Here is a 26,278-nt window from a genome sequence, read left to right as displayed (position 1 = left end):
ATGACCGACGTCGTCGAGACCGCCGCCGCACCCGCGACCGAGGACGGGACCAGCACCTGGTGGCGCCAGGCCAGCGTCTACCAGATCTACCCGCGGTCCTTCGCCGACGCGAACGGCGACGGCATCGGCGACCTGCCCGGTGTCACCGCGAAGGTGCCGTACCTGGCGTCCCTCGGGATCGAGGCCGTCTGGCTCAGCCCGTTCTACCCGTCCGCCCTCGCCGACGGCGGCTACGACGTGGACGACTACCGTGACGTCGACCCGCGCCTCGGCACGCTCGAGGACTTCGACGAGATGGTCGCGGCGCTGCACGGTGCCGGGATCCGCGTGATCGTCGACGTCGTCCCGAACCACACGAGCGACCGGCACGAGTGGTTCCGCGAGGCGCTCGCAGCGGAGAAGGGCTCCCCTGCCCGCGACCGGTACGTGTTCCGGGACGGCACCGGTCCCGACGGGGCGGAAGCGCCCGCCGACTGGGTGTCGATCTTCGGCGGCGCGGCCTGGACCGCGGTCGGCGACGGCCAGTGGTACCTGCACAACTTCGCCAAGGAACAGCCCGACCTCAACTGGGCGAACCGCGAGGTCCGCGACGACTTCCTGCACACCCTCCGCTTCTGGTCCGACCGCGGTGTGGACGGCTTCCGCATCGACGTCGCGCACGGCCTGGCGAAGGACCTGCCGTCCGGCCCGCTCCCGACGTGGGCCGAGGTCCTCGCGTCGCCGAAGGACGGCTCGCACATCCTCTGGGACCGCGACGACGTCCACGAGATCTACGCCGAGTGGCGGAAGGTCTTCGACGAGTACACGCCCGCACGCACGGCCGTCGCCGAGGCGTGGGTCGCCGCCGACCGCCGCGCCCGGTACGCCAGCGCCGAGGGGCTCGGGCAGGCGTTCAACTTCGACCTGCTCGAGGCCGACTTCGACGCCGGGCAGTTCCGGAGCATCATCGAGTTCAACCTCGGGCTCGCCGAGGAGTCCGGCTCGTCGACCACGTGGGTCTTCTCGAACCACGACGTCGTCCGGCACGCCACCCGCTACGCCCTGCCGGCACGCAACGGCGCCGAGGAGAAGCAGGGCAGCGCCTGGCTGCTCGCCGGCGGCTCGCAGGACGCGCTCGACCGCTCGCTCGGGCTGCGCCGTGCCACCGCGGCGACGCTGCTCGAGCTCGCGCTGCCCGGCTCGGCCTACCTGTACCAGGGCGAGGAGCTCGGCCTGCAGGAGGTCGGCGACATCCCCGACGCCGACCGTCAGGACCCGGCGTTCTTCCGGAACCCGGGCGTCGACGTCGGCCGTGACGGCTGCCGCGTGCCGCTCCCCTGGACCCGGAGCGGCAGGAGCTTCGGGTTCGGCGACGGCGGTGCGCACCTGCCGCAGCCGGCGTGGTTCGCCGACGTGTCGGTCGAGACCGAGGACGCCGACCCCGACTCGACGCTGAACCTGTACCGGAAGGCGCTCGGCCTGCGCGGCCAGCTGCAGTCCGAGGAACACCTCGAGTGGCTCGAGACCGGCCGCGACGACGTGCTCGCGTTCCGCCGGCCGAACGGCTGGACGAGCGTGACGGTGTTCGGCGACGAGCCGTACGACCTCCCTGCGGGCGAGCTGCTGCTCGCCTCCGCGCCGGTGGCAGACGGCGCACTGTCGGGTGTGGGGACGGCCTGGTTGCGTTCCTGACGGAACCAGGTGACGGACGGGAGGCGCGGTGCAGGCAGGCACCGCGCCTCCAGTCCGTCAGGCGGTCACGCCCGAGCGCCGTCAGGCGCTGCCGGTAGGGTCGCGGCATGAGCGGGGCGACCATCAGCGTGCAGGACTTCGTGATGCGGTTCGGGGACCGGAACGTGGTCGACGGGCTGTCGTTCGACATCGCCCCCGGCGAGACCTTCGGACTTCTCGGCAGCAACGGCTCGGGCAAGACCACGACCATCCGTGCGCTGCTCGGCATCACCACCCCGACCGCCGGCACCCTCACGATCGACGGGCAGCCCTACCGACCGGCCACCGGCGGGATCGGCTACCTGCCCGAGGAACGCGGCCTGTACCGCAAGGAGTCGGTCATCGACGTGATGACGTACTTCGGGCGGCTCCGCGGCCTGCGCGGGCCCGAGGCGACGGCGTGGAGCATGGACTACCTCGCCCGCGTCGGCCTGGCGGACCGGGCGAAGCTCCGGGTGGACAAGCTCTCCGGCGGCCAGCAGCAGAAGGTCCAGCTCGGCATCACGATCATGGACCGGCCCCGGCTGCTCATCCTCGACGAGCCGACGAAGGGCCTCGACCCGGTCAACCGTCGGTTGCTGCTCGACCTCGTCGACGAGCGGAAGGCCGACGGTGCCACGGTCGTCCTCGTCACCCACCACATGGACGAGGTCGAGCGGCTCTGCGACCGCATCCTGCTCCTGAAGGACGGAACCGCGGCCGCGTACGGCACCATCCCCGACGTGCAGGACGCCTTCGGGGGCGCGGTCGCCCGGGTCGGCCTCGACGGGCCGGTACCGCCGTCGCCGCTGTACCGCCTCGCCCGGCACGAGGGGCACGTCGCCTACCTCGTGCCGATGCCCGCGGCCGCGGCCGACGGGTCGGACATCCTCGCGTCGCTCGTCTCGGCCGGCGTGCACGTCACCGGGTTCGAGATGCGGCGCATCCCGCTCGACGAGATCTTCGTCCAGGTGTACGGCCACGACGCCGGAGCCGACGCGGCCGCCGACACCGCACGGGCCGGAGCCGCCGCGTGAGCCGCCTCGGGACCGTCATCCGGTTCGAGTTCGTGCGTGCGGTGAAGAAGCCCGCGTTCTGGATCGGCACGCTGGCGCTGCCGGTCGTCATCGTCGTGGTGTCGCTCCTCGTCGGGGTCGGGCAGTCCGCCGGGACGGACTCGGTGGTGTCCAGCTCGTCCGCGACGAAGACGCCCTTCCGGTACGTGGACGACTCCGGTCTGGTGTCCGAGAGCGTCGCCGCGAAGTGGGGCGGGTCGCCGTCGGCCGACCCAGCCGCCGACCGGACCGCGGTGCGCTCCGGGACCCTCGACGCGTTCATCACCTTCCCCGAGTCGCCGTCGACGTCGCCGATCCGGGTCGAGGCGGCCGACCGCGGGCTCTTCGGGAACGGCGGGTACTCGTCGCTGGCGGAGCGGGTCCTCGAGCAGAGCGTCGCCGCGACCGTCGACGACCCGGAGTCCGTCGAACTCCTCCGGAACCCGCCGGACACCGACCTGACGACCTACGCGGACGGCCGGGTGGCGCCGGGCTGGTTGTCGATCGTGCCGCCGTTCCTCTACGTCGCCGCGTTCTTCGGGCTCGTCATCCTGCTCGCCACCCGCATGGTCACGGTGGTGGTCGAGGAGAAGGAGAACCGCATCTCCGAGATGATCCTCACGACCGTCACGGCCGGCGACCTCATCCGCGGCAAGGTCATCGCGATGCTGCTCGTCGGGTTCGTCCAGGTCGGGGTGTTCGTCGTCCCGGGGCTGATCGGGCTGCTCGCCGCGCTCCCCCTCGTGGCGTCACGACTCGGCGGGCTGACCATCGACCCCTGGCGGATGGTGGTCGGTGCGCTGCTCCTCGTCGGCGGGGTCCTGCTGGCGTCGGCGCTGTTCGTCGCGGTCGGGGCCGCCGTGCCCTCGATCAAGGACGCCTCGGCGCTGCAGTCGGTGGCGATCTTCTCGCTCATCATCCCGCTCTACGCGGCGTTCTTCGTGATGACGACGCCGACCTCACCGGTGGCGTCGTTCTTCACGTACTTCCCGACGTTCACGCCGATCACCGCGATGGTCCGGAACGCGGTCGGGTCGCTCACCGTCACCGAGTCGGTGGTCTGCATCGTCGAGGTGTTCGTGGTCGCGGCCGTGCTGCTGTGGTTCGCCGAGTACCTGTTCCGGCACTCCGTCGCGCAGTACGGCTCGAAGGTGACACTCCGGCAGATCGTGTCGTGGCGTCGTCGGTCGCGGGCCTGACCGGCCCGACCGGCTAGCTGGTGAGGACGACCTCGTCGAGGTCCCACGCCCGCACCTCGCGCTCGCGCCACCCCTGACGGAGGGTGCGGACGGCACGGTCGAACTCCACGAGGACGTCGATGTGCGGGCGCACGAGCATCTGGATCTGCAGCCCCTCGTACACCGCGAGCAGCTGCGTCGCGGCCTGGTACGCGGGGATCGCCAGGCGCTCGGACCCGGACTCGACGTCGCGCTCGAGCCCGGACGAGAGCTGCTCGGCGTACTCCTCGAAGCGCTTGCGGAAGAGCTCGGCGAAGCCGGTGTCGGCCGCCGCGATCGTGATGGCACCGGCGAGCACCCGCACGAGGCCGGGGTCGGCCACGTCCTCGGCGAGGGTCATCCGGACGTGCTCGATCGTGCACGTCGGCGGGTTCCTCCGACGCGTCCCGCGCAGCTGCGTCCACCGGTCGTAGGTCACGAGCAGCAGCGCGTCCCACGTCGGGAAGAGCCGCTCCACCGTGGTCACCTCGATGCCGGCGACCTCGGCGACCACCTCGGCGTCGACGCTGTCGAACGGGTGCAGTCGGTAGGCGCGGATCGCGGCGCGGACGATCCGTTCGGCCAGGGACTGTTCGTCCTCGAAGGCCGCGTCGTGGTGGTGTGCCATCCGACCATCACACACTGTTCCCGAGGGTTTGTCTCGTCCCAGAGCGGGGGCCTCGGTCAGCCGACCGTGACCGGGGCCGCCGAGGGCTTCGTGCGCTGGCGCATCCAGACGAAGAACCCGGTCAGGGTGAAGACGCCGTAGAACACGTACATGAGCCCGGAGGCGTAGTACCCGGCCGAGAACAGGAGCGGCACACCGACCAGGTCGACCGCGACCCAGATCAGCCAGAACTCCACCCAGCCCTTGGCCATCCCGTAGGTGGCGAGCAGCGAGCCGACGAAGATCCAGGCGTCGCTCCACACCGGCTCGTACGAGCCGAGGGCGCGGAACACCGGTGTCAGGACGGCGGTGCCGCCCACCATGACGAGGACCATCAGTCCGCGGGCCCTCCAGGAGGCCCAGCGAGGCTCGATCACAGTCGTCGCGTCGTCGGGACGGTGCGTCCAGCGGTACCAGCCGTAGACGCTCACGATGATGAACATCACCTGGCGTCCGGCCTGACCGAGCAGGTTCACGGGGTTCGGGGTGTCGAAGAGCGCTCCCATGAAGACCGTGAAGAGCAGGGCGTTGCCGACGATGCCGACCGGCCAGGCCCACACCTTGCGGCGCATCCCACCGAGGGCGCTGAGCAGGCCGAACACGTTGCCGATCACCTCGCGCCAGAGCACGGTCTGGTCGCCGATGACGAGCTGCGCGTCGAACAGCCACCGCACGATGCCCATGGGCCCTCCTCGTTTCCGGACGGTGCAACGGTACGGGTGTGCTCGGCATTCCTTCCGCGGCCGAGACCGATCGGGGTACAAACCGTGTCGGCACTCTCGGGGACGAAAATGACCCCTGTACTGGGTCCATTCAGACGCATGTTCCCACTTGTCCGCACTTTGGGGGACCGGTAGCGTCGACAACAGAGCGAGTCCAGCCCGCCCGAGACGTGTCACGTCGCGGAGCCCGGCGACAGCTCTCCGGCACAGGTCAGCCGCGACCCGCACGAACCACGGGTCGATGACATCGTCCCGTCGGCACTGCCGATGGTCGCAGCGCGCCCGAACGCGCAGAACGGACCCCTCATGCACAAGATCGTGACCGGTGCCATCGCCGGCGCCGCCGGTGTCGCCCTCCTCCTCGGCGGCGCGGGCACCTTCGCCCTGTGGAACGCCAGCGCCAGCACGGCGGCCTCCTCGGTGAGCTCGGGATCGCTGACCCTCAGCGCGAACAACGACGGCGTCTGGACGGACATCACGAACGGCCGCTCCGCGACGATCAACCCGGCGAGCGCCCTCATGGTGCCGGGCAACTCGTACCAGTTCACGCAGACCCTGACGATCGGTGCCACCGGCCAGGACCTCAAGGCGAACCTCACCTACGCGAGCCAGAGCATCACCGGTGACAGCGCCCTGCTCGCCGCGACGACGAAGACCCTCGCGGTGACCTCGTCGAGCGCCTCGGTCGTGCAGTCCACCGCGAACGCGAACACCTTCGTGGTCTCCCCCTCGGCCGCGACCTCGACCGTCAGGGTCGTCTTCACGATCACCCTGCCGTCGTCGGCCACCACGGGCCAGGGCGGCACGCTCAACGTCGGCGCGCTCGCGTTCACGCTGACCCAGACCGCGATCGGTTCCTGACCCGCGGAAGCAACCCGGGCCGTTGAGCCCGTGGTCTCGATGGGTCCCTGATCCGCCGATCGCGACCACGCGCCTCCTGGCCCACCCGCACCGCCGGACGGCGGTGCACACCACCACGACGACCAGGGGACGGACATGACCAGCACACCGAGGACGAGCGGACGCCACGCGGCGCCGCGTCGTCACCGGTGGATCTGGCCCACTGCCCTCGCCCTGGTCGTCGCAGTCGTGACGGCGCTGCTCGGCACGGGCGGCACCTACGCGCTCTGGAACGGCACCGCCAGCACTTCGGCCTCGACGGTGCGGTCCGCGACCGCCACCATCGCCACCGGCCCGCTCTCCGCGATGAACACGTCCGTCCTCGGTCCTGGTGGCGGCGTCACCGGCACGTTCACGGTCCGCAACACCGGCTCGATCCCGCTCACCATGCGAGTCGCCACCACCTCGACGAACGTCGCCTACGCCACGAACGCGACCCCGGCTGCGGTGCTCGGTGAACTGACCCTGCGCCTCGCGGTGGTCGGCAGCACCGCCGACTGCCGCACCGGCCTGTCCGGCGCGAGCGGACGGATCGCTGCCTTCGACACCGGCAGCGGCTCGTTCACCCTCGCGGCCGGCGCGAGCGCGGTCGGGTGCGTCGAGATGGACCTCGACGCCGACGCACCGCAGACCGTCGCCGGGGCCGTCACCGACTTCACCCTGACCGTGACGGGGACGCAGGTCAGCGCATGAGCCGCCGACTCCGCACCGTGCTCGCCGGGCTGCTCGCGCTGGCGTTCGTCGTCGGCGGGTCGTCCGCCGCGTGGGCGCTCTGGAGCGCGACCGGCACGACGGCCTCGAGCGTGACCATCGGGAAGACCGGGGCGTCCCTCACCGGCACGAGCGACATGACGACCACGTTCTCCTCGAGCGTGACGAGCACGACGAAGCCGCTCACCCTGACCAACGCGGGGTCGCTCGCCGGCACCGCCACCACCACCGTCTCCGTCGTGTCCGGTAGCTCGACCGCCCTCGCACAGGCCGTGAGCGTCGTCGCCTGGCCCGTGACCGGGACCGCGGCCTGCACGGCGTCGACCTCGGTCGGCACCGGCTCCGTCTCCGGCACCTGGGCGTCGCTGCCGAGCCTGACCACGAAGCTCGCCGCCGGGGCGAGCGCCGTCTGGTGCACCCGCAGCACGCCGTCCTCGTCCGCGCCGGCGTCGAGCACCGCGAACGTGAACGTGAACCTCACGGTGACGGCCGGCACGTGGAGCTCGGGCGTCGTGTCCGGGGGCTTCTACCTGAACACCTCGGCGGCCACGCCCGCCCTCACGTGCACGGACCACAGCGGCAACTACGTCGAGGTCGCCTGGGCCACCTCGTCCCGTCCGAAGGACACCTGGTACGGCGCCTACGCCGGGCGCGATGCGTCCACGATGGTCGCCCCGAAGCAGCAGGACTACTACGGCCGCTTCACCATCGCGCCGAGCCAGATCCCCGCGAGCGTCGCCACGAGCGGCCCGGTGCTGATCACCGTGAAGATCCTCGACAGCGCGGGCAACCCCACGAGCACCGTGGTCGGGACCGGGCAGATCACCCTCTTCACCCAGAACGACGGGGCGGCCGTCCGGTGCGGCGCATGAGCGCGGCCACCGACGGCGCTGCCCGGCGCGCCCGGCGCCCGCCGCGCACCGGCTGGCGTGCGGTCGTCCACGCCCTCGCGCTCGGGCTGAGCACGGGGCTGCTCGTCATCGTCGCCGGGCTCGCCGTCGTGCTCATCGTCGTACCGAAGGCGACCGGGTCCACGCCGCTCACCGTCCTCACGCAGTCGATGGACCCGACGCTGCCGCCCGGCACGCTCCTCGTGGTCCGGCCGACGCCCGTCGAGGACATCCGCATCGGCGACGTCGTGACCTACCAGATCACGTCCGGGCAGCCGGCGGTCATCAGCCACCGGGTGGTCTCGGTCGCGTCGTCGTCGGACGGGTCTCGGACGTTCACGCTCAAGGGCGACAACAACGCGCTCGCCGATCCCGCACCGGTGACGGCTGCCCAGGTACGCGGCGTCGTCTGGTACAGCCTGCCGGACATCGGCCTGGTGAACCAGCTCGTCAACGGGTCGCGCTCGTGGCTCGTGCCCGCGATCGCCGGGGTCCTGCTGGCGTACGGCGCGGTGATGGTCACGATCGGCACCGTGTCGGCCGTGCGCCGCCGACGCGCCGCGGGCGACGCCGACGGACGGGGGCCACGCGGTCGCGGCGCCCACCGGGCTACGCTCGGGTGACGTGACGGACGGCGTGGAACGGGCGAGGGCGCTGCTCGACGACGCGGCGCGACGGCTCCGCGACGCCGACGTCCCGGACGAGGCGCTCGGCGAGTACGTCGAGCCGAAGGCCGTGCTCGGCATCCGGCGCGAGCCCACGATCCGGTCGCTCGGCCGGGTGTGGCGGGTCGGCGCGCTGCTGCTCGGGTCCTCCCCAGAGACCGACGGCCTGGTCTGGGCGACCGGACGGATCACGCGCGTCACCGAACCCGGGCGGTCGCAGTTCGTGTCCGTCTCCGCCGAGGTCCGTCGGGCCTACCGGGCAGCCGCGCAGAAGGGCCACTTCGAGCCCGGGGACACCGTGAACCACGGCGCGACGCCGATCCCGGTCGACGGGTCGCTCGTCGGCTCGGACGGCGTGCTCTTCGTCGACGACGGCGGCCCGTTCGTCCGCTGGTCCCCCACCGCGGGCGCCGCCGTCCCGCTCGAGGCGTACCTGGCGGACCGCGTCGGGCTGCTGGTCGATCCCCCACGCGGCACGACCGACTGACCACCACGTCACAGACTGAAGCCGCCGTCCGAGGTGAGGACCTGCCCGACGACCCAACTGCCGGAGGACGACGCGAGCCACCCGATGAGCTCGGCCGGGTCCTGCGGCGTCCCGACGCGACCGAACGGCGTGCTCGCCAGGTACTCGTCGAGGCCGTCGAGCGACCGGTCCGTGGTCTCCGGGTCCATGTAACCCGTGTTCACCGGCCCGGGGTTGACGGTGTTGAGCACGATGCCGAGCTCGAGCAGCTCCTTCGCGACCGTGGCGGTCACCCCGGCGAGCGCGGCCTTGCTCGCGGCGTACGCGACCTCGCCGATCATCGCCCCGTGGATCTGCCCCGAGGTCATCCAGAACACGTGCCCCTGCGCCTCGGCGTACGGGCCGGTCCCCACGATCCGGTCCCCCGGCCGTCGTGGCTCGTCCGTCCGCGGTGCGCGGCGCCGGGCGAACTCGGCGGTCAGCAGCATCGTCGCGCGGGTGTTGACCTCCCAGAAGGCGGTGAGCCGCTCCGGGGTCATGTCGAGGATGCTGCCGTCGTCCCCGCTCTTGGCGTGGTTGCACACGAGGACGTCGAGGCGGCCGGTGAGTGCCGTCGCGGTGTCGATCAGCTCCGGGATCACGGAGGGATCGGACAGGTCGCCGGGGACGTCTGCGAACCGGGCGCCCTCGGTGAGGTGTGCGCGCAGTCCGTCGCGGACGGCGTCGAGGTCGTCGCCGCCCCACGGCAGGTCGAGGTCGTGCGGGCGGTGGTGGTGCACGACGATGCTCGCGCCGAGGTCGGCGAGCTTCGACGCGACGGCGAACCCGATGCCACGGCGTCGTGAGACACCGGTGACGAGGGCGGTCTTGCCGGCGAGGGGCAGGGTGGATGCGGGCATGCTGAACCTTTCGACGGCCCCGACGGGGCACTGGAGGGAGTCGGAAGCGGGTTCAGCGGCACTGCATGTCCGCCACCCTACACAGGGCGGCGCGCCCGCGGAACCGCCGTGGAGTCGGGGGACGTCCCGGGCCCGCACCCGCGTGCTCGCGTACCGTCCGCCGCATGACGGACGCGCGCACCGCCCCGGCCGACCGACGCTCCGAGCGGCGCCGGCGTCTCATCCTGCCGGGACAGTACGGCCCGGACTTCGACGACGGCGGCCCGCTCCTCGTGGTCGAGGCCCGCGAGTTCTTCACCGCGCGTCCCGTGCACCGTGCGAAGGCGCACCTGTGGCTGAGTGCGCTCCGGCACCTGGTCCGCGACCTCCGCGACCGGGGCGAGGGCGACCGCATCGAGCACGTGCAGGTCGACACGCTCCGCCAGGCGCTGGTCGGCCGGGACGACCTCGAGGTCGTCGACCCGCCGTCGCGGACGCTCCGCGCACAGGTGCGGCACTGGGGCAGGGGCACCGAGGTGCTGCCGAGCCGCGGCTTCGTGACCGACGAGGACGAGTTCGCCGAGTGGGCCGCGCAGGGCACCGGTCGCTTCCGGATGGAGACGTTCTACGAGCGGGTCCGTCGTCGCGAGGGCTGGCTGATGCGCTCGGACGCGCCCGTCGGCGGGAGGTTCAGCCTCGACGAGCAGAACCGGGAGTCGCCGCCGAAGGGTGCGACCACGCTCGGACTCCCGGAACCGTGGTGACCCGAGGAGGACGAGGTCGACGAGGAGGTCCGGCGCGACCTCGACCGCTGGGAGCGGGACGGCATCGCCCGCTTCGTCGGTGCGGACGACCGTCGGCGCTTCGCGGTCACGCCCGACGAGGCCCAGAGCGCCCTCGACGACTTCGTGCGCACCCGGCTGAACGACTTCGGCCCGTTCGAGGACGCCACGCTCACGAACGACTGGACCATGGCGCACTCGCTGCTCAGCGTCCCGATGAACCTCGGTGTCCTCGACCCGCGCGATGCGATCGAGGCGGCACTCGTGGCCCACCGCGACGACGACGCCCCGCTCGCGAGCGTCGAGGGGTTCGTCCGGCAGATCGCCGGGTGGCGCGACTACGTCTGGCACCTCTACTGGTGGTTCGGCGACGACTACGGGGCCTCGGAGAACGCCCTCGGAGCGCACGAGCGGATCCCCCGGTGGTGGCGGGAGCTCGACGCGTCCCGGGTCGAGGCCGCCTGCCTCGGCACCGCGATCGAGGGCCTGCACGACCACGGCTGGCTGCACCACATCCAGCGGCTCATGGTGCTGGGCAACTGGGCGCTGCAGCGCGGGTACGACCCCGTGCACCTCACCGAGTGGTTCACGGACGTGTTCGTCGACGGGACCGACTGGGTGATGCCCGCGAACATCATCGGGATGTCCCAGCACGCCGACGGCGGGATGGTCGCGACGAAGCCGTACGCGTCCGGTGGTCGGTACATCGACCGGATGTCGGACCACTGCGGCGGGTGCCGCTACGACCCGACGAAGCGGCTCGGCGAGGACGCCTGCCCGTTCACCGCCGGCTACTGGGCCTTCCTCGCGCGGACGGAGCCCGCCCTGCGGGACAACAACCGGATGGCCCGTCCGCTCCAGCAGATGCGGCAGCTGGCGGACCTCGACGAGGTGGTGGCCCAGGAGGCGCGGCGCGGCTCCCCCTGACCCGCCCGGCCCGGTGGTGGGTCACGATCCCCCCACCGGGTCGCTCGTCGCCCAGACGAGGACGAGGACGACGACCTTGCCGGCGATCCGTCCGGCGGCGCCCTCGGTGTGCAGCGCCTGCAGCTCGGTCAGCGGGATGCGCCGCGTCACCTCGACCGTGAGCTCCCCGGCGTCGACGAGCCGGACGAGCTCGGCCAGCCGTTCGCGGTTCCGGAGCACGAACACCGTCGCAGCACGGACCCCGCGGGACTCGTCCCCCGGGGTCGCCATGAACGCCGTCGTGCTCACGACCGCACCCCCGTCGCGGACCGCGGCCACGAACGAGGCGAACTGCTCCGGCTCGATCGGGGCGAGGTTGAGCAGGACGTCGACCTGCCCGTCGACCGCCTGCAGCACGTCGGTCGTGGTGTGGTCGACGACCTGGTCGGCACCGGCGGCACGGACGGCGTCGGCGCTGCGCGGGCTGGCCGTGGCGATGACCTCGACACCGGCGCGCTTCGCGAGCTGGATCGCGTACTTCCCGACCACACCGCCCGCGCCGACGACGAGCACGCGCTGCCCGGCCTCGAGCCGACCGTCGTCGAAGAGCGCCTGCCACGCCGTGAGCGCCACTGACGGCAGCGCAGCCGCGTCGGCCAGCGGGATGCTCGTCGGGGCGGCGACGAGCGCGTCCGCCGGAGCGACGACGTACTCGGCCGCTCCCCCGTCGCGTTCCATCGGCAGGAAGCCGATCACGGCGTCGCCGACCGCCAGGTCCGTGACGTCGTCCCCGAGGGACGCGACCGTTCCGGAGACGTCGTACCCGGGGACGTGGGGCAGGACGACCGGGATGAGCAGGAAGCCGGCGCGCATGCCGTTGTCCGCCGCGTTGTACGCCGATGCCGTGACCCGGACGAGGACCTCGCCCGGGCCGGGGGTGGGCTGGTCGACGTCGCCGTAGGTGAGGACCTCGGGACCGCCGACCTCGTGGAACTGCACTGCCTTCATGATGACTCCTCCGTCATTTGCTTCGAATTCGAAGCGATTGATGGAACCGTAACACTGCTTCGAACTCGAAGCAACAGGTAGGATCGGATCATGTCCGAAACCCCCTCGTCCCTGACGCCGACGCAGCTGCGCGCCTACCTGTCGTTCACCGAGGTCAGTGCGCTCCTGCGCCCCTCGGTCGAGCAGCAGCTCAAGGACGTGGGCGGGCTGTCGTACGTGCAGTTCCAGCTCCTGGCACGACTCGGGGACTCCCCCGACGGGCACCTGCGGATGACGGACCTCGCCGACGGGGTGGTCTACAGCCGCAGCGGGCTGACCTACCAGGCGCAGTTGCTCGAGCAGCGCGGACTCGTCACGCGCGGCCCCTCTCCGGACGACGAGCGCAGCACCGTGGTGTCGCTGACCGACGACGGGCGAGCCGTCCTCGCCGCGGTGTTCCCCGGGCACATCGGCACGGTGCACGGGCTGCTGTTCGCACCGATCACGGACGAGGACGCCGCGGAGCTCGACCGGATCCTCGGCCGGATCAGCGAGCACCTCCGGAAGAACCCGCCCCGATCGGCGTCCCGCCGCGCCGCGAGGTGAGCCGACGCGCGACGGCGTGACCCGAGCCCGCGTGCGGCGCGTGGCGGGGACGACCCGCGCCTCCTGGCCCGCTCGTCGCGCCTGTCGTTCCGTCACCGGACCCCGATAGGGTCGGGAACGTGAGCAACGAGGCATTCGACGACCGCTACGAGCTGCGCGCCTTCGCGCCCGGGACGGACGAGCAGGGGGCACCGAACGCCGAGACCGAGGCCTGGATGCAGGCCGTCGGACTCGGGTTCCACGAACCGCACCCCGGCGACGAGGCGGCGGCGCGCATGGTCGCGCACTTCATCGAGGACGACGAGACCTGGCTCGGCGCGTACGTCCGCCGACCTGCCCCGGGCTCCGTCGACGAGACCTGGCCGGCCGGTACCTTCGCCTGGTTCGGCAAGGAGCTGAGCTGGGGCGACGGTTCGTCGATCGACACCCAGGCGATCTCCGCCGTGACCGTCCGACCGACCGAGCGTCGCCGCGGGATCCTCCGCGCGATGATGACGCACGCCCTCGCGCGCGGTGTCGCCGAGGGCTACGCCATGGCCTCGCTGACCGCGTCGGAGGGCACCATCTACCGCCGCTTCGGCTTCGGCAGCGCGATCCGCGAGCGGGCTGTCCGGGTCCGCCGCGAGCGTGCGCTCCCACTCCTCGCACCGACCACCGGTGTCGTCAGCGTCGTCACGCCCGAGTGGCTCGCCGGCGGTCCCGGCCGTGCCGTCTTCGACCGGTTCAACGCGCGGACGCCGGGCTCCATGGTGCGCAACACCGGCACCTGGCCCATCGTGTTCGGGCTGCGCAACGGCGACGGTGAGCAGGCGAAGGACGTCCGCGCAGCCGTGCACCGCCCGGACGACTCCGACGAGCTCGACGGCTACGTGACCTGGCGCGTCAAGGAGAGCCGCGACGGCGACACCACGCTCGAGGTCGTCGACCTGGTCTACGCGACCGACGACGCCTACCTGTCGCTCTGGGAGTTCCTGCTCTCGATCGACCTCAACGACGTCGTCAGGTACAACCGGTCGCGGCTCGACGACCCGATCGTCGCCGCGCTCGGCGACAACCGCGCGTACGACGTCGACCACGAGGAGGACCACGTCTGGCTGCGCGTCCTCGACGTCGAGCGGGTGCTCGCATCGCGTCCGTACGCCGTCGACGGTTCGCTGACGCTCGCCGTGACGGATGCGCTCGGGTTCGCCTCCGGCACGTACCGGCTGGACGTCCAGGAGGCGCGGGGCACCGTGACGAAGACCGCCGACGACGCCGACGCGGCCGGGTCCGACCTCCAGCTCGACGTCGCGGACCTCGGTGCGTTGCTCATCGGGTCGGTGTCGCCGACGACGCTCGCGGCGGCCGGGCTCCTCCGCGCGGCGGACCCGGCGGCGCCGGCACTCCTGCGGGCGATGCTGACCCCGCCGCGGACGCCGCACGGCATCACGTACTTCTGATGCCCCTCCGCGAGTCGGTCGCACGGGCTCGCCAGGCCGTCGCGGTGCTGGCGAGCCCGTCGCTCCGGTCCGCGATCGTCGGCGGCGCAGCCCTCGACGAGCGGACGACTGCTGCCGTCGCGGCCTTCGACTGGGTCGGCGACGACGGACCCGACACGGCGCTCCTCGGGCGGACGGCGCAGGACCTGCAGCGGCTGCAGGGGCCGGCGGCGCTGCTCGAGTTCGACCGGATCGCGCGGATGCCGGTGCCGGACGACCAGCGCCACCCGCTGTCCGTGCGCATCGTCGAGCTCGTGTTCGAGCGGCTCGGCACGGGCAGGCCGGTCCCCGAGCCGGTGCTCAACGCCGCGATCGCCATGTTCGCCGAGGACGTCGCGATCGTGCGGCGGGACGCGGTGGACCTCGGCGTGCTCGTGCGGACGGACGACGGGGCGTCGTACCGCTACGTCGGCTGACGCGCGGGGGCGCCGCGGCGCGGCAGGGCGCTGCGCTGCCGCGCGAGTCGCGTCGGGCGCGGTTCGACGCGGTTCGGCGCGGTGGCGCACAACCGAAGTGCGCGCGAACCACGGGAACGCACGGCTCCGATCGACTCCCGTTGTGCGGACCCGCCCGCGCGCAGGTGCCCGCGCGCCGTGGTCGGCGTAGTCTGGCGCGCCATGGACGACACGGTGGTCGACTGGCTCCTCGACTCGGACCCGGCCCTGCGGTGGCAGGTGGAACGGGACATCGTCGGCGCGCCGGCACCGACCTGGCAGGCCACGCGTGCACGGGTCGCGACCGAGGGCCTCGGCGCCGCACTCCTCGCCCACCAGGACCCCGACGGACAGTGGGCAGGCGGCGCGTACTTCCCCGCCGAACCCGAGCCCGAGGGACCCGGGCAGCCGTACACCGCGACGACCTGGTCCCTCAACGCCCTGCGCGAGTGGGGGTTGGACGCCGCGGTCCTCGGCGACACCGCCGCACGGCTCGACGCGAACAGCCGATGGGAGTTCGACGACCTGCCGTACTGGGGCGGCGAGGTCGACTGCTGCATCAACGCCTTCACCCTCGCGAACGGCGCGTGGCTCGGCGCCGACGTCGACGGCATCGCCGACTGGGTGCTCGAACACCAGCAGCCCGACGGCGGGTGGAACTGCGAGTGGGTCGAGGGCTCCACGGTCTCGTCGTTCCACTCGACCCTCAACGTGCTCGAGGGGCTCCTGCAGCACGAGGTCCTGACCGACGGACGGCATCCCCGCGCGGCCGAGCTCCGGGACGCCCGACACCGAGGCGCCGACTACCTCCTCGACCGACGACTGCTCCGCCGGAGGTCCGACGGAGCACTCGTCGGCCCCTGGGCCGCGGAGTTCGCGTACCCGTTCCGCTGGAAGTACAGCGTGCTCCGCGCGACCGACCACTTCCGGGCCGCGGCGCTCCGTGACGAGGCGGAACCGGACCCCCGCGCCGCCGAGGCGATCGAGGTGGTCCGCGCTGCCTGTGGTGCTGACGGACGGTGGCTCCAGGGCGTCCGCCCGCCGGGCCGGCAGTGGTTCGAGGTGGACGTGCCGGCCGGTGAGCCGTCCCGCTGGCTCACGCTCGTGGGCACGCGCGTGCTGCGGTGGTGGGACGGCGACTGAGCCCTCGACGGCCGCGTCCTGTTGCGCGATCGAGACCGACGGGTGGCCCGGACCGTGCGAGCCTGGTCGTCACTGATGACGTCGGGGACGGAGCGGATCGTGGAGCGAGTGGTGGGGTGGAGCACGGTCGCCGTCATCGTGGTCGTGACGGTGCTGTGGTTGGTCATGGTCCAGGTGACCAGCTGCTCCGATGCCGCGCCCGGCCAGGGCACGAGCTCCTGCGAGACCGAACCCGTGCTCGGGGTCGCCGGATCGTGGATCGCCGGGGCAGCTGGGGCCGCCGTCGTCGCCCTCGCGGTCTGGCAGGTCGTCCGGGCTGCACGGTCCGCCGAGCCGGTCGACGGCTGAGCCCGCTCGACCCGGGGTAGCGTGACGGCATGGCGAACGACGACGGTCCGCACCGCGGCGGCTTCCCGTTCGTCCCCGTCGCTGCCTTCACCCTCGGCGCGCTGGTCGTCATCGCCGCCGGACTCGGAGCGCGCCCCGTCCTGACCGGCGCCCGCTGGTCCCCCGCGGTCGCCCCGGCCCGCGCACCGGTCGTCGAGCCGACCGTCTCACCGCCCACCACCGACGAGCCGCGGACGCTCGGAGCTCCGGCAGCCCAGCACGTCGACACATCGTGGGTCCTCGTCGTCCTGGGGGTGATCGGCACCGCCCTCCTCGTGCTCGTGGTCCTGCACCTCGTGAGGAAGCGACGCCGTCGCACGCGCCCGGGTGCGATCGAGGTGGCCGGCCTCGCGGTCGAGGTGCCCGCCGATCCCTCGACCGAGGTCGGACGCCAGCACCTGCGTCGCGGGATCGGTCGTGCCCTCGAGGTGCTGTCCGGACCCCGCGACCCGTCCGACGCCGTCACCGCGGCGTGGCTCGGCCTGCAGGAGTCGGCAGAGGACGCCGGGTTCCGTCGGGAGGCCGCGGAGACGCCGACCGAGTTCACGACGCGGATCCTGCGACGGCTCGACGTCGACGAGACCGCCCTCGGCACCCTTCGTCGCTGCTACCTCGCGGTGCGTTTCGGCGGGACCCCGGCGACCGATGCCGACGTCGCCGACGTCCGTGCCGCGCTGCGAACGCTCGACGGCCAGTGGGCCGAGGCACCGGCCGACACCCGGGCGGACACGTCGGCCACGACCCCGGCGGACGCCGACACGGCGACGGGCCGCCCGTGACACGCCGCCGCACCGCTGGGGTGCTCGTGCTCGCCGTCGTGGCTGCGGCGATGACGTGGTTCTTCGGCGTCGGCGTCGTGCAGTCGCTCGCCGTGGGCGGCGTCGTCGCCGCGGTGGGTCTGACGTGGAGCGCGGTCCGTGAGGACGTCCCGTTGACCTGGCCCGTGCCTCCCGTCCGGTCCGAACCCGGTGCCCGACGCGACCTGTCCGAGACGGCGTGGGCGCTGCGTGCCCGGGGCGGCGTGCCGGAACGGACGCTCGCCCGAGCGCGTGCGGTGGCCCGACACCGCCTGTGGACGCGCCACCGACTCGACCTCGACGACCCGCGCGACCGGACGGCGATCGATGCCGTCCTGCCGTCGGGAGTGGTCGCCGTCCTCGTGGGCGAGCGGCGGTCCGAGATCGACCTCGTCGCGTTCGGGAACGTCCTCACCGCGCTCGAGACGCTGGGACCCGCGCCCGAGCAACACGGCACCGGGCGTGCCACCGAGCAGCGCACCACCGACCACACCACGATCGAGAGGCACCCGTGACCGACCCCCAGACACCGAGCGCACCGTCCCTGCCCATCGCCGACGTCGCCGCGCGCGCCCGCGACGTCCTCGACACGGTCAGCGCGGTCGTCGTCGGGATGCGGGAGCCGCTCGAGCTGGCGTTCGCGAGCATCCTCGCGGGCGGCCACGTCCTGTTCGAGGACGTCCCCGGCCTCGGCAAGACGCTCGCGGCGCGGAGCCTCGCGGCCGCGTGTGGTCTCGACTTCCGCCGTCTGCAGTGCACCCCGGACCTCCTGCCCGCCGACATCACCGGATCGTTCGTCTACGCCCCGGCGACCGCGGACTTCGTCTTCCGCCCGGGCCCCGTCTTCACCGGGATGTTCCTCGCCGACGAGATCAACCGGACGTCGCCGAAGACCCAGTCGGCGCTCCTCGAGGCGATGGCCGAGGGACAGGTCACGGTCGAGGGCGAGGGCTTCCCGCTCCCCCGGCCGTTCCACGTCATCGCGACGTCGAACCCGATCGAGTACGAGGGCACGTACGCCCTCCCGGAGGCCCAGCTCGACCGCTTCATGGTGCGCCTCTCGGTCGGGTACCCGACGCGCGAGGGGGAACAGCAGGTGCTCCTCAACCGGATCGGCCGGCGGCAGGAGGTCGCGACGGTCTCCGCCGTGGTCGACGCGACCGACGTGCTGCGCATGCAGGCGACGGTCGAGGGGGTGCACGTCGACGAGGACATCGCGCTGTACTGCGTCGACCTCGCGGCCGCGACGCGCACCCACCGCGACGTGCAGGTCGGGTCGTCGCCGCGCGGCGCACAGGCGCTCATGCTCGTCGGCCGTGCGCGAGCCGTCATGGACGGGCGCGACTTCGTCACCCCGGAGGACGTCAAGACCGCGGCCGTCGCGGTGCTCGCGCACCGGATCTCGCTGACGCCGCAGGCGTGGGCGAACGGCGTGGACCCCGCGGTGATCGTGCGGGGCATCGTCGCGCAGGTGCCGGGGCCGCCGGTGGTCGGGTCGGGAGCGTCCGGCGGGCGGCCAGTGTCCGGCCTGGAGGCACGGTGAGCGTTCCCGACGAGCCGTCGGTCCGACCCGCCTCCGGGTCAGGGACCGCGCCGCTCTGGGTCCGGAACCCGGCGCTGGTCTCGGGGCTCGCCGTCGGCGTGCTGCTCGCAGGGCTCGCTCTCCTCACCGGTCGTCCCGAGCTCGCGGTCGTGGCACTGCCGGCACTCGTGACCGCCGCCTTCGGCGTCCGCCCCCGACTCGACACGACGCCCGTCCGCACCACGACCACGCTCGTGCCGTCCGACTCCGGCGAGGGCGTGGCGTACCGGACGGAGGTCGACCTGCCGTCCGCCGCGGAGGCCGTCGCCGTCGAGTTCCGCGTCGCCGGCGACCGACGGCACGTCGTCGTGGTCGACCCTCGCCGCGCGAGGCGGCTCACCGGTACCGTCCCGGTCACGCACTCCGGCCCCCAGGAGATCCTGCGGACGCACCTGTCGCTCCTCGGTCGGGGCGGCACCGCCGTCTCCGTGCCGGCGGCGGGCCCGGTGCGGTCCGCCGTCGTCCCGCCACCGCACCTGCGCGTGCAGCACCTGCCGATGCCGAGCCGGGTGACGGGCATCACCGGTCCGCACGACTCCGCCCGCCCCGGTGACGGCGGCGAGTTCCGCGACGTCGCGCTCTTCGCCCCGGGCGACCGGCTCAGGCGCATCGACTGGCGGCGCACCGCACGGCGAGCCGAGCGCCCGGGAGAGCTCTACGTGCGCCGGACCTTCGCCACGGCGGACGCCCTCGTCGTGCTCGTCCTCGACAGCCGGGACGACCTCGGCGCCGACGTCACGGAGTGGAGCGGCGCCCGGCACGGCAGACAGCAGGCGACGTCGCTCGACCTCGCACGCGAAGCCGCCGTCTCCCTCGCCACCGCGTACATCAGCGCCGGAGACCGGGTCGGCTTCCGAGACCTCGCCGGCACCGCGCGGTCGGTCGAACCCGGCGGCGGGACCCGGCACCTCGAGCGGCTCCGCACGACGATCGCCGCGGCGACGCCGCGCCAAGACGCGACGACCACGGCACGCATGCCGCTCGTACCGGCGGCGTCCCTCGTGGTGGTCCTGTCGACGTTCCTCGACGACCAGGCGTCGACGATGGCGGTGACCTGGGCCGCGACCGGCCACCGGGTCGTGGCCGTCGACGTGCTCCCGTCGCCCGACGTCCGGCGAGCGACCCGTCACGAACGCGCTGCGTCCCGGCTCATCGCCCTCGAACGATCCGACCGGCTCTCGGAGATGACGGCAACCGGCGTCGAGCTGATCCACTGGCGCACCGGTGACGAGGACGCCCCTGACGTGCAACTCCGTCTGCTCAGCCGCGCTCGGCGGACCGGATGACCGCCGGGTCGCGCGCAGAGCGCAGCGGAGCACCGTCGATCGGTCCGGCGGTCCCGGCGTGGACGATCGGTGCGCTCGGCCTGGTCGCGGGTGTCGTCGGGTCGGTCGTCGTGATCGGGGCGAGCGGCTGGCTCGTCGTCGCGGTCGTCCTCGCGGCGGCCGCAGCGGTCCTGCCCCGCGGCCCGTTCGCGGCGCTGCTCGTGGGACAGCTCGCCCTGGCCGGGATCGGCGGGACGGACCTCCCGGTCCTCCTCCTGACGACGCACCTCGTCCTCGCCACGAGCCTGCTCTGGGCATGGACGCCGCGCACCGCCAGGGTGCAGCTCCGCGCACTCCTGCCGTCGGCACTGCGGTTCGTCGCCGTGCAGGTCGGAAGCCAGGCGGTCGCGTTCGTGGTCGTCGCCCTCCTCGGTGGCTCCGGCCCGGTCGGCGGCGTGTGGCTGGCGATCGCCGGGACGGCCGCGCTCCTGGCGCTCGCGATCGGCCTGTTCGTGCCGACGCTGCTGCGCGCCGGAGACGACGCGGAGCGCTAGGCCCGGCGGCGCACCCGCGGGTCGACGAACGCGTACACGACGTCGACGATCACGTTCGCCGTGACGATGAGCAGCGCCGAGAACAGCGTGAACCCCACGACGACCTGGAGGTCGAGCGTGTGCACCGCGTCGATGAGCAGCGCACCGAGCCCCTGCATCGAGAACACCTTCTCGGTGATGACGGCACCGCCGAGCAGCGACCCGAGGTCGAGCCCGAACAGCGTCACGACCGGGAGGATCGCCGTCCGCAGCCCGTGGCGCACGACGACCTGGCGTTCGCGGAGGCCCTTCGCGCGGGCGGTCCGGACGAAGTCCTGCGACATCGACTCGAGCATCTCGCCCCGGGTCAGTCGGGCGTAGATCGCCGCACTGATGAAGGCGAGCACGCACCACGGCAGGACGAGGTGCGTGAACCACCCGACTGGATCGTCCCCGAACGCGACGTAGCCGCTGGTGGGCAGGACGCCGAGCACGAACCCGAACAGCAGGATCGCCAGCAGCCCGACGAGGTAGGACGGCGCGGACACCCCGGCGACGGCGATCGTCATGACCGTCCGGTCGACGTACGTGCCTCGGCGCAGCGCCGACAGCGCGCCACCGGCCACCCCGGCGACGAGCCAGAGCACGGCTGCGCCGACCGCGATCGACGCGGTGACGGGCAGGCGCGTGAGGATGAGGTTCGTGACGCTGTCGTGGAGCTGGAACGAGTAGCCGAAGCAGGGCGCCGCGCAGTGGATGACGGAGGCGCCGGACCCGAACGTCCGCCCGGTGAAGATGCCCGCGAGGTACGCCCCGAACTGGGCGATCCACGGCTTGTCCGTCCCGAGGAACGCCTGCACCTCGCGCAGCCGGTCGGGCGTGCAGGGCTTGTCGCAGATCGCGCGCGCCGGGTTCGTCGGCAGCAGCATGAACAGGGCGTAGGTGATCGCGGCCACGACGAGCAGGACGACCGCTGCGCCGAGCACGCGGATCGCGATGAAGCGGAAGGTGGTCACCGGTTGCTCCTCCGCGGGTCGAGGGCGTCGCGCAGGGCGTCGCCGAGCACGTTGAACGCCAGGGTGATGAGGAACAGCGCCAGGCCCGGGAACACGAGGTACATCGGGTCGGTCTGCACCCAGCCGATCGCGTCGCCGATGCTGCGACCCCACGACGGTGTCGGCGGGGTGACGCCGACGGCGAGGAACGACAGCGCGGCCTCGGCGCCGATCATCGACGGGATCGAGATCGTCGCGTAGACGGTGATCGTCGCGGCGAGGTTCGGCAGCAGCTGCGTCCGGATGACGTGCCAGCGCCCGGCACCCATCGCGGTGGAGGCGACGACGTAGTTCCGGGTGACGAGCGACAGCGTCTGCCCGCGCACGACACGGGCGACCGAGGGCCACCCGAAGAACCCGATGACGAGGACGACGAGCACGGGCTTCGGGAACGACGTCGGGACGATCGCGGTCAGGGCGATCATGAAGACGAGCGACGGGAAGCCGAAGATGACGTCGACGACGCGGGAGAGGACGCGGTCGTACCAGCCGCCGAAGAACCCGGTCGTCACGCCGACGAGCACGCCGATGACGATCGAGACGATCGTCGCGGCGATCCCGATGCCGAGCGAGGTGCGGGCACCGTAGGTGACGATCGCGAACAGGTCGCGCCCGGTCAGGGGCTCGACCCCGAACCAGTGCTCGGCGCTGATCCCGCCGCCGGCCCCGCGCGGGGCGCCGAACGAGTTGAGCGCGTCGATGTGGTACCCGTACGGGTCCTGGCCGGTGACGGCGGCGATGAGCGGCGCCGCGAGCGCGACGACGACGAACACCACGATGACGACCGCGGACGCGACCGCCCAGCGGTCCTGACGCACGCGGCGGACGACGGCGCGGAAGCCGGTGCTCCGGTTCGCGGCTGCCGCGACCGGACGGTCGACGACGTTGGCGGTCACGAGGCCACCCCTTCCCACGCGCGCCAGGCCTCGCGGCGGGCGGCCTGTCGCGCCGGGTCGGCGACGGGCGCTGCCGCGAGGAGCATGCGCGTGTAGTCCTGCTGCGGATCGTCCAGCACGGCGTCGGTCGTGCCGCGCTCGACCACGCGGCCGTCGTGCAGCACGACCACCTCGTCGGCGAGCTGCCGCACCACGGCGAGGTCGTGGCTGATGAGGAGCATGCCGAAGCCGAAGTCCTGCTGCAACGCGGCGAGGAGGTCGAGCACGGCGGCCTGCACGGTGACGTCCAGCGCCGAGGTCGGTTCGTCGGCGATCACGAGCGCGGGCCGGAGCGCGAGGGCCCGGGCGACCGCCACGCGCTGCCGCTGCCCGCCGGAGAGCTGGTGCGGGAAGCGCTCGGCCCACGACGGGTCGAGCTGGACCGCCACGAGCAGCTCGCGGACCCGTTCGGCACGGTCCGCTGTCGAGGCCGTGCCGTGCACGAGGAGCGGCTCGGCGATGCTCCACCCGATGGTCTGTCGCGGGTTGAGCGAGGACGCGGGGTCCTGGAAGACGATGCCCACCCGGCTGCGGAGCTCGCGCAGGCGTGCACCACGAGCGGTGCGGAGGTCGCTGCCGTCCACCTCGACGGACCCCGCGACGACCGGCACGAGACCGGCGAGCGCACGTCCGATGGTGGACTTGCCGGACCCCGACTCCCCCACGAGTCCGAGCGTCTCGCCCGCGCGGAGCGCCAGGTCGATGCCGGACACGGTCGGGTCACCGCGGCGCGCGTAGCGCACGGCGACGTCGCGCAGCTGCGCGACGAGGGGCCGGGAGGCGCGGCTCGGCTCCCGCACGCGGCTCGCGTCGCGGGACCCGAGACTCACCCCCGCGGACAGTTCCGCGGCGTCCGTGTCCGCATCTCGTCCGCTGGGCCGAGTCTCGGCCACAGGGGTGTCCGCAGCGTGCGGTGCGGAGGTGGGTCGCGCCTCCAGGGCCGGTACCGCCGCGAGGAGTGCCCGCGTGTACTCGGCGTCCGGGTGCGCGAACACCTCGGCCACGGTCCCGTGCTCTACCGGGTCGCCGCGCCGCATCACGAGCACCTCGTCGGCGACGTCCGCCACCACGCCCATGTCGTGCGTGATGAGCAGCACGGCGAGGTCGCGCTCGCGACCGAGCGTGCGGAGCAGGTCGAGGATGCCCGCCTGCACCGTGACGTCGAGCGCGGTGGTCGGCTCGTCGGCGATGAGGGCGACCGGGTCACCGGCGAGGGCCATCGCGATCATGGCGCGCTGGAGCTGGCCGCCGGAGAGCTCGTGCGGGTAGGCCTTCCGGATCCGCTGCGGGTCCGGGAGCCCGGCCGCGCGGAGGAGTTCGTCGGTCCGCGCGGACACACCGCGTCGGTCGAGGTCCGTCGGGTGGGCCGTGATCGCCTCGGCGATCTGGGTGCCGATCGAGAGCACGGGGGTGAAGGAGTTCATCGGCTCCTGGAACACGACGCCGACGCCGGCACCGCGGACCGCTCGGAGCTCGTCGTCCGACGCCCCGACGAGCTCGGTGCCGCGGAAGCGGATGCTGCCGGTGACGCGGGCCTCCGGCGGGAGCAGGCCGAGCACGCTCATCGCGCTGACGGACTTGCCCGACCCGGACTCGCCGACGAGGGCGAGCACGCGGCCGGGCGTCAGGGTGAAGGAGACGTCACGGACGACGGGCTCCGCGTCGCCGAACGCGACGCGGAGCCCCTCGACCTCGAGCAGCGGTGCACTCACTTGGCGAGCGAGACCTTGAGGTAGTTCGGGTACGCCGGGAAGTCCGCGATCTGGAAGTTCTGCACGTTCGAACCGGCGAGGAAGGACTGCTTCGCGTAGGTGAGCGGGACGATCGGGGCGTCGGCCATGATCTTCTTGTCCGCCTCGGCCCAGAGCTTCTGCGCATCCTGCTGGTCGATGGTGCCCGTCGCCTGCTTGATCAGGGCGTCGACCTCGGGGTTGCTGTACTTCGAGACGTTGTAGCCGCCCCCACCGATCTGCGACGAGTCGTACAGCGGCTGGATGTTGGCGTTCGCGCTCGGGAAGTCCGGCTGCCAGCTGAACATCGTGAGGTCGAAGTCGTCGCCGTCCGTCGTCGCCGTGTAGAACGAGTCGATGTCGAGCGGCTTGAGCGTCACGGTGATGCCCGCGCGCTTGAGGCCGGCCTGGATCGCCTGCGCCTCGGCCAGGTTCGCCGAGTCGTTCTGCGTGACCAGGGTCAGCTTGAGGTCCGAGACACCCGCTTCCTGCAGGAGCTTCTTCGCCTTGGCCACGTCACCGGTGGCACCGGGCTCGTACAGGTCGTACTGCTGACGCCCCGCGATGCCGGGCGTGATGAGCGTCGTCGCGTAGGAGCCGGCGAGGGCACCACCGGCGGCGATCCGGTACGACTTCTTGTCGACGGCGTACTGCAGCGCCTGCCGGACCTTGAGCTCCTTGAGCGAGCCCTTCTGCGTGTTGATCGCGAGGTAGTTGATCGGGCCGGCCTTCGAGGTGGCGAGGCGGTCCTGGGCGGCCGGGTTCGAGCGGACCTGGTTCAGCTCCGCAGCACCGAGGTACGTCGCGCCGAACGAGTCCTTCGCGTCACCGTTGTCGGCGATGAGCGTCTGGGTGACGGTCGACGGGTCCTGGCTCTCCTTGAACACGACCTTCGACGGGCCGGCGGTGCGGACGTCGTCGGTCTTCGCGCTCCACTCCTCGTTCCGGACGAGGGTGATCTGCGAGCCCTGCGTGTTCGACTGCACCTCGTAGGGGCCGGAGGCGACCGGCTTGGCGTCGTACGCACCGGTGTTGGTGCCGTCGCCCTCGGGGACCGGGGCGAACGCGGGCATCGACACGATCCACGGCCAGTCGCCGTACGCCGCGTTGAGCTTGAAGACGATCGTCGAGTCGTCCGGGGTCTCGATGCTGTCGAGGGTCTTGCCGTCGAACGGACCCTTGTAGCTGTCACCGCCGACGAGGAGCGACTTGTGGTAGCTCAGGCCACCGGTGAGCGTCGGCGCGAACGAGCGCTCGATGCCCCACTTGATGTCCTTCGTGGTGATCTCGGTACCGTCCTGGAACTTCAGCCCCTTCTTGAGGTGGTACGTCCAGGTCTTGCCGCCGTCGCTCGAGTCGCCGGTGGTCGTCGCGAGGTCCGGGACGACCTTGGCCGTCTTGCCGGGCTCGACGTCCCACGCGGTGAGGCGACGCAGCACGAGGCCGAGCGTCGTGATGTTGAGGTTCTGGCTGGTCGCCGGGTCGAGGTGCACCGCGGTGGCCGTCGTCAGGATGCTGAGCGTGCCGCCCTTGGACGTTCCGCCCGAGGCGTCGTCCGAGGCGCCCCCGCCCGAGCAGCCGGTGAGGACCAGGGCTGCAGCTGCGGCGACCGCAGCGGTGATGGTCAGGCGCGTGGGGCGTCTCATGACGGGGTGCTCCTCGTGGGGAAGGTTGTGCTCGACGGCCGCGGAGTGGTCGCCTGGGGTGTCCCGGGTCGGGTCACCGGGCGTCGTCCATCCTGACATCCGGAGGAGTACCCGTCCGAATCTCGCGTGCGCTGGACGTCGCACGGCGTAAC

The 26,278-nt window shown here is 72.5% G+C and carries 28 protein-coding genes; 20 read left to right on the top strand and 8 right to left on the bottom strand.

All coding sequences use genetic code 11. The features are described 5' to 3' along the window. The 3 genes from J2X60_RS01355 to J2X60_RS01345 all read left to right on the top strand — a co-directional run bounded on the left by J2X60_RS01355 (window position 1) and on the right by J2X60_RS01345 (window position 3,943). On the top strand, window positions 1–1,671 hold the full coding sequence (locus tag J2X60_RS01355; protein ID WP_309886278.1) for a glycoside hydrolase family 13 protein: 1,671 nt from the start codon (window positions 1–3) through the stop codon (window positions 1,669–1,671). Window positions 1,672–1,778: 107 nt separating this feature from the next. Beyond that, window positions 1,779–2,726 (top strand): ABC transporter ATP-binding protein, encoded by a 948-nt coding sequence (locus J2X60_RS01350; RefSeq protein ID WP_070418226.1) that lies wholly within the window; start codon window positions 1,779–1,781, stop codon window positions 2,724–2,726. Next, window positions 2,723–3,943 carry an ABC transporter permease gene (locus J2X60_RS01345; protein WP_309886277.1) on the top strand — a complete coding sequence of 407 codons (1,221 nt, stop codon included), beginning with the start codon at window positions 2,723–2,725 and terminating at the stop codon, window positions 3,941–3,943. The genes J2X60_RS01350 and J2X60_RS01345 overlap by 4 nt, the downstream gene beginning before the upstream one ends. A 13-nt stretch (window positions 3,944–3,956) precedes the next feature. Here the strand turns inward: J2X60_RS01345 and J2X60_RS01340 are convergent, their stop codons facing one another. Continuing rightward, entirely contained in the window at window positions 3,957–4,589 is a 633-nt protein-coding gene (locus tag J2X60_RS01340) for a TetR/AcrR family transcriptional regulator (protein ID WP_070418224.1), read from the bottom strand. Between the two features lie 56 nt (window positions 4,590–4,645). Then, window positions 4,646–5,311 carry a nicotinamide riboside transporter PnuC gene (pnuC, locus tag J2X60_RS01335; RefSeq protein WP_309780165.1) on the bottom strand — a complete coding sequence of 222 codons (666 nt, stop codon included), beginning with the start codon at window positions 5,309–5,311 and terminating at the stop codon, window positions 4,646–4,648. A 345-nt stretch (window positions 5,312–5,656) separates the two neighbouring features. On the opposite strand from pnuC, the gene J2X60_RS01330 reads away from it, so the two are divergent. The 5 genes from J2X60_RS01330 to J2X60_RS01310 all read left to right on the top strand — a co-directional run bounded on the left by J2X60_RS01330 (window position 5,657) and on the right by J2X60_RS01310 (window position 9,003). Further along, window positions 5,657–6,211 carry an alternate-type signal peptide domain-containing protein gene (locus J2X60_RS01330; protein ID WP_309886276.1) on the top strand — a complete coding sequence of 185 codons (555 nt, stop codon included), beginning with the start codon at window positions 5,657–5,659 and terminating at the stop codon, window positions 6,209–6,211. Window positions 6,212–6,346: 135 nt separating this feature from the next. Then, window positions 6,347–6,943, top strand: a complete 597-nt coding sequence (locus tag J2X60_RS01325; RefSeq protein WP_309780166.1) for a TasA family protein — start codon at window positions 6,347–6,349, stop codon at window positions 6,941–6,943. After that, window positions 6,940–7,833, top strand: a complete 894-nt coding sequence (locus J2X60_RS01320) for a hypothetical protein (protein WP_071295597.1) — start codon at window positions 6,940–6,942, stop codon at window positions 7,831–7,833. Before J2X60_RS01325 ends, J2X60_RS01320 begins: the two co-directional genes overlap by 4 nt. Continuing rightward, a complete protein-coding gene (locus J2X60_RS01315; protein WP_092386607.1) occupies window positions 7,830–8,474 on the top strand; it encodes a signal peptidase I in 645 nt (214 codons plus the stop codon). The genes J2X60_RS01320 and J2X60_RS01315 overlap by 4 nt, the downstream gene beginning before the upstream one ends. 1 nt (window position 8,475) lies before the next feature. Next, window positions 8,476–9,003, top strand: coding sequence for a hypothetical protein (locus J2X60_RS01310; RefSeq protein WP_309886275.1), 528 nt, complete (start codon window positions 8,476–8,478; stop codon window positions 9,001–9,003). An 8-nt stretch (window positions 9,004–9,011) separates the two neighbouring features. Here the strand turns inward: J2X60_RS01310 and J2X60_RS01305 are convergent, their stop codons facing one another. Beyond that, the gene (locus J2X60_RS01305) at window positions 9,012–9,881 is read right to left on the bottom strand and encodes an SDR family oxidoreductase (protein ID WP_309886274.1); all 870 of its coding nucleotides are present in this window, start codon (window positions 9,879–9,881) and stop codon (window positions 9,012–9,014) included. Window positions 9,882–10,045: 164 nt separating this feature from the next. Here J2X60_RS01305 and J2X60_RS01300 point away from each other — a divergent pair, with 164 nt between their 5' ends. Then, window positions 10,046–10,624 carry a cryptochrome/photolyase family protein gene (locus J2X60_RS01300; RefSeq protein ID WP_309886273.1) on the top strand — a complete coding sequence of 193 codons (579 nt, stop codon included), beginning with the start codon at window positions 10,046–10,048 and terminating at the stop codon, window positions 10,622–10,624. 144 nt (window positions 10,625–10,768) lie between these two features. Further along, window positions 10,769–11,569, top strand: a complete 801-nt coding sequence (locus J2X60_RS01295; protein ID WP_309886272.1) for a hypothetical protein — start codon at window positions 10,769–10,771, stop codon at window positions 11,567–11,569. Between the two features lie 21 nt (window positions 11,570–11,590). Here J2X60_RS01295 and J2X60_RS01290 read toward each other — a convergent pair whose 3' ends face one another. After that, complete coding sequence (locus J2X60_RS01290) at window positions 11,591–12,556, bottom strand: NADP-dependent oxidoreductase (protein ID WP_309886271.1); 966 nt, start codon at window positions 12,554–12,556, stop codon at window positions 11,591–11,593. 90 nt (window positions 12,557–12,646) lie between these two features. Here J2X60_RS01290 and J2X60_RS01285 point away from each other — a divergent pair, with 90 nt between their 5' ends. From J2X60_RS01285 to J2X60_RS01240, 10 genes are all read left to right on the top strand, one after another. After that, complete coding sequence (locus tag J2X60_RS01285; RefSeq protein WP_071302739.1) at window positions 12,647–13,141, top strand: MarR family winged helix-turn-helix transcriptional regulator; 495 nt, start codon at window positions 12,647–12,649, stop codon at window positions 13,139–13,141. Between the two features lie 119 nt (window positions 13,142–13,260). Beyond that, window positions 13,261–14,580 (top strand): GNAT family N-acetyltransferase, encoded by a 1,320-nt coding sequence (locus J2X60_RS01280; protein ID WP_309780174.1) that lies wholly within the window; start codon window positions 13,261–13,263, stop codon window positions 14,578–14,580. Then, window positions 14,580–15,035, top strand: a complete 456-nt coding sequence (locus J2X60_RS01275; protein WP_309886270.1) for a DUF2087 domain-containing protein — start codon at window positions 14,580–14,582, stop codon at window positions 15,033–15,035. Before J2X60_RS01280 ends, J2X60_RS01275 begins: the two co-directional genes overlap by 1 nt. A 201-nt stretch (window positions 15,036–15,236) precedes the next feature. Further along, entirely contained in the window at window positions 15,237–16,196 is a 960-nt protein-coding gene (locus J2X60_RS01270) for a prenyltransferase/squalene oxidase repeat-containing protein (RefSeq protein WP_309886269.1), read from the top strand. A 99-nt stretch (window positions 16,197–16,295) separates the two neighbouring features. After that, the gene (locus J2X60_RS01265; protein WP_309886268.1) at window positions 16,296–16,544 is read left to right on the top strand and encodes a hypothetical protein; all 249 of its coding nucleotides are present in this window, start codon (window positions 16,296–16,298) and stop codon (window positions 16,542–16,544) included. Window positions 16,545–16,573: 29 nt separating this feature from the next. After that, entirely contained in the window at window positions 16,574–17,362 is a 789-nt protein-coding gene (locus J2X60_RS01260) for a DUF4129 domain-containing protein (RefSeq protein WP_309886267.1), read from the top strand. Next, a complete protein-coding gene (locus J2X60_RS01255) occupies window positions 17,359–17,895 on the top strand; it encodes a hypothetical protein (protein WP_309780179.1) in 537 nt (178 codons plus the stop codon). Before J2X60_RS01260 ends, J2X60_RS01255 begins: the two co-directional genes overlap by 4 nt. Then, a complete protein-coding gene (locus J2X60_RS01250) occupies window positions 17,892–18,923 on the top strand; it encodes a MoxR family ATPase (RefSeq protein WP_309780180.1) in 1,032 nt (343 codons plus the stop codon). Before J2X60_RS01255 ends, J2X60_RS01250 begins: the two co-directional genes overlap by 4 nt. Continuing rightward, window positions 18,920–20,248, top strand: coding sequence for a DUF58 domain-containing protein (locus J2X60_RS01245; RefSeq protein WP_309886266.1), 1,329 nt, complete (start codon window positions 18,920–18,922; stop codon window positions 20,246–20,248). Before J2X60_RS01250 ends, J2X60_RS01245 begins: the two co-directional genes overlap by 4 nt. Then, on the top strand, window positions 20,245–20,781 hold the full coding sequence (locus J2X60_RS01240; protein ID WP_309780183.1) for a hypothetical protein: 537 nt from the start codon (window positions 20,245–20,247) through the stop codon (window positions 20,779–20,781). Before J2X60_RS01245 ends, J2X60_RS01240 begins: the two co-directional genes overlap by 4 nt. On the opposite strand, the gene J2X60_RS01235 is transcribed toward J2X60_RS01240, so the two are convergent. The 4 genes from J2X60_RS01235 to J2X60_RS01220 are packed head-to-tail and all read right to left on the bottom strand — an operon-like array spanning window position 20,778 to window position 26,126. Continuing rightward, window positions 20,778–21,776, bottom strand: coding sequence for an ABC transporter permease (locus J2X60_RS01235; RefSeq protein ID WP_071295586.1), 999 nt, complete (start codon window positions 21,774–21,776; stop codon window positions 20,778–20,780). The two genes, J2X60_RS01240 and J2X60_RS01235, sit on opposite strands and share 4 nt — an antisense overlap. After that, window positions 21,773–22,711: an ABC transporter permease gene (locus J2X60_RS01230; protein ID WP_309886265.1), complete on the bottom strand. Its 939-nt coding sequence runs from the start codon at window positions 22,709–22,711 to the stop codon at window positions 21,773–21,775. Before J2X60_RS01230 ends, J2X60_RS01235 begins: the two co-directional genes overlap by 4 nt. Then, the gene (locus tag J2X60_RS01225; RefSeq protein WP_309886264.1) at window positions 22,708–24,462 is read right to left on the bottom strand and encodes an ABC transporter ATP-binding protein; all 1,755 of its coding nucleotides are present in this window, start codon (window positions 24,460–24,462) and stop codon (window positions 22,708–22,710) included. Before J2X60_RS01225 ends, J2X60_RS01230 begins: the two co-directional genes overlap by 4 nt. Continuing rightward, complete coding sequence (locus tag J2X60_RS01220; RefSeq protein ID WP_309886263.1) at window positions 24,459–26,126, bottom strand: ABC transporter substrate-binding protein; 1,668 nt, start codon at window positions 26,124–26,126, stop codon at window positions 24,459–24,461. Before J2X60_RS01220 ends, J2X60_RS01225 begins: the two co-directional genes overlap by 4 nt. Between the last annotated feature and the right edge of the window lie 152 nt (window positions 26,127–26,278).

It is taken from the genome of Curtobacterium sp. 320, assembly GCF_031455235.1.
GTDB lineage: Bacteria > Actinomycetota > Actinomycetes > Actinomycetales > Microbacteriaceae > Curtobacterium.
The sequence above is the reverse complement of the archived record's forward strand: the minus strand, read 5'-3'. Positions and strand labels throughout refer to the sequence as shown.

What these genes read in the sequence shown, in the direction of transcription:
- J2X60_RS01240 (WP_309780183.1), top strand. Translation starts at nt 20,245, where the DNA reads ATGACCGCCGGGTCGCGCGCAGAGCGCAGCGGAGCACCGTCGATCGGT.
- J2X60_RS01290 (WP_309886271.1), bottom strand. Translation starts at nt 12,556, where the DNA reads ATGAAGGCAGTGCAGTTCCACGAGGTCGGCGGTCCCGAGGTCCTCACC.
- J2X60_RS01330 (WP_309886276.1), top strand. Translation starts at nt 5,657, where the DNA reads ATGCACAAGATCGTGACCGGTGCCATCGCCGGCGCCGCCGGTGTCGCC.
- J2X60_RS01320 (WP_071295597.1), top strand. Translation starts at nt 6,940, where the DNA reads ATGAGCCGCCGACTCCGCACCGTGCTCGCCGGGCTGCTCGCGCTGGCG.
- J2X60_RS01305 (WP_309886274.1), bottom strand. Translation starts at nt 9,881, where the DNA reads ATGCCCGCATCCACCCTGCCCCTCGCCGGCAAGACCGCCCTCGTCACC.
- J2X60_RS01300 (WP_309886273.1), top strand. Translation starts at nt 10,046, where the DNA reads ATGACGGACGCGCGCACCGCCCCGGCCGACCGACGCTCCGAGCGGCGC.
- J2X60_RS01340 (WP_070418224.1), bottom strand. Translation starts at nt 4,589, where the DNA reads ATGGCACACCACCACGACGCGGCCTTCGAGGACGAACAGTCCCTGGCC.
- J2X60_RS01285 (WP_071302739.1), top strand. Translation starts at nt 12,647, where the DNA reads ATGTCCGAAACCCCCTCGTCCCTGACGCCGACGCAGCTGCGCGCCTAC.
- J2X60_RS01275 (WP_309886270.1), top strand. Translation starts at nt 14,580, where the DNA reads ATGCCCCTCCGCGAGTCGGTCGCACGGGCTCGCCAGGCCGTCGCGGTG.
- J2X60_RS01220 (WP_309886263.1), bottom strand. Translation starts at nt 26,126, where the DNA reads ATGAGACGCCCCACGCGCCTGACCATCACCGCTGCGGTCGCCGCAGCT.
- J2X60_RS01325 (WP_309780166.1), top strand. Translation starts at nt 6,347, where the DNA reads ATGACCAGCACACCGAGGACGAGCGGACGCCACGCGGCGCCGCGTCGT.
- J2X60_RS01260 (WP_309886267.1), top strand. Translation starts at nt 16,574, where the DNA reads ATGGCGAACGACGACGGTCCGCACCGCGGCGGCTTCCCGTTCGTCCCC.
- J2X60_RS01355 (WP_309886278.1), top strand. Translation starts at nt 1, where the DNA reads ATGACCGACGTCGTCGAGACCGCCGCCGCACCCGCGACCGAGGACGGG.
- pnuC (WP_309780165.1), bottom strand. Translation starts at nt 5,311, where the DNA reads ATGGGCATCGTGCGGTGGCTGTTCGACGCGCAGCTCGTCATCGGCGAC.
- J2X60_RS01315 (WP_092386607.1), top strand. Translation starts at nt 7,830, where the DNA reads ATGAGCGCGGCCACCGACGGCGCTGCCCGGCGCGCCCGGCGCCCGCCG.
- J2X60_RS01270 (WP_309886269.1), top strand. Translation starts at nt 15,237, where the DNA reads ATGGACGACACGGTGGTCGACTGGCTCCTCGACTCGGACCCGGCCCTG.
- J2X60_RS01350 (WP_070418226.1), top strand. Translation starts at nt 1,779, where the DNA reads ATGAGCGGGGCGACCATCAGCGTGCAGGACTTCGTGATGCGGTTCGGG.